This window comes from Brevundimonas sp. NPDC058933 (genome assembly GCF_049315965.1).
Taxonomy (GTDB): Bacteria; Pseudomonadota; Alphaproteobacteria; order Caulobacterales; family Caulobacteraceae; genus Brevundimonas.
The window spans coordinates 1-1,643 of the sequence record NZ_JBMOSL010000029.1; the positions used below are offsets into that span (position 1 = coordinate 1).

Below are 1,643 nucleotides of genomic sequence, written 5' to 3' on the forward strand. Positions count from 1 at the left end.
TAATAAACCAGGGTTTATCATCATATTTAAATAGTTGTCCTATGCCTGTAATCAATGTATCTAAAGGAAAGCTTTTAATATGCATAAATCTTCTTCTCACAAATCATATTTAGGAAAATTTGGGCTTCTTGCGTAATCCTTTCTTTACTTAATCCTGCAAGTCGCAAAATCCGCCATTTATCTTTAGTACTGGATTCTGTATAACCAAGCCTGATCATAGCATGGGTAATTCTCCGTATTTGATAAGCAATTGTATCTTCAGAATAAGTTGAAAGAAATTTGGAGCTTAAAGGTAGTTGGTGCAAATTTTTGGAAATGGAATTTCCTTTGGATAATTGATGGAGAAACCAACTCTTTGACATTCTCGGACAAGCTAAGTCATCATTTGAACGGTATAAAACTTTAAATAATTCTTTGGTTATTGAAAAATCACGTATGGACCAATTTATTTTATTTTTTCTAATTGGGGGGCATGATATATGTTTTGAATTAAATGCCAATAGCCAATTTCGATCATTTCTATAAAGCCACATATAAATTGCTGAACCTGGTTTAATGTTACGGCCAGTTTTTACACCATGCAGTAGTACTATATCTTGCCACTTCTGTCGTATCTCTTCTTTTTTTATAGAGGGGGCATCATCAGCAAAAATAGGTCCTTTTACAAAATATAGATTTGCTGGAATCGAGCTGACATATTGCAGAATGTCTTTAGGTGCCATCTCAGGTATAAACGAGGACCATACAATACAATGTTCTAAAAAACTAAAGGTTTTACGATGCTTTCTAAAAATAGTTTTGAGCCAAGAAGCATCTTGATCAGGATCAATACCTAAATTTTTAGAATCAAGATAATCGCATGTAAATTTCTTAATCACTTGCTCATAAGTTTGCTCATGACAAACATGATTCCCTCTACGAAAATTCTTTGCATCAGCCATTTCCAAATAGAATTTAGTCCATTTTTCGTGGCTTGGAGTTGGTTGAGGATCAAGTCGTAATAACTCTACAGCCATTTGCCCTAGTATGAAATCTTCCTTGTAATAGGGATGAGGAGTGTCCTGATTTTGATTGGGTAATAAGGGTAAGAAAAGATGTCGATGCTGTTGTTGAATATAATCCTGAGACAGAAGTGAACAATTATGTTTCAGGCATATTGAAAGGTTGGGTAGAAACCAGACCTTATTCCAGAAATACTCCCCATAAGTTTCTCGTTGTTGCTGTATACAGATTGGGCAGTAGTGTTAGCGGCAGTGTAAAAATGACCCCCTAATGGCATTTAAAAACTGACCCCCTTGGTTAATATAGCGGTCATTTTGGACTGCTCAACATGTTAACTTTGGAGCAAGCAGTGACAATCCAAATTCTTCATCAACAAGGTAAATCTATTAAAGCCATTACTCGTGAACTGGGGGTGTCCAGAAATACTGTGCGTAAATATTTACGGCAAAACACCACACCTCAGTATCAGCGTATACAGCCTAGAATAAGTATCCTTGACCCATATAAACCCTATTTACTCCAACGTGTAAACGCAGCTCATCCTGAATGGATTCCTGCTGTTGTGCTCTACCAGGAAATTTTAAGGTTGGGATATCCAGGAAAGATCAGGATATTGAGGGTATATATTGCAACATTTATTC

Annotated in this window: 2 protein-coding genes; one reads left to right on the forward strand and one right to left on the reverse strand. The window is 36.0% G+C overall.

The window, feature by feature from the left end; genetic code table 11:
* Positions 1-74: 74 nt before the first annotated feature.
* Entirely contained in the window at positions 75-1,016 is a 942-nt protein-coding gene (locus ACOZBP_RS17315) for a TnsD family Tn7-like transposition protein (RefSeq protein WP_422677555.1), read from the reverse strand.
* Between the two features lie 314 nt (positions 1,017-1,330).
* Here ACOZBP_RS17315 and ACOZBP_RS17320 point away from each other — a divergent pair.
* Positions 1,331-1,643 (forward strand): helix-turn-helix domain-containing protein (locus ACOZBP_RS17320; RefSeq protein ID WP_422677556.1); only part of this gene is annotated, 313 nt, incomplete at its 3' end.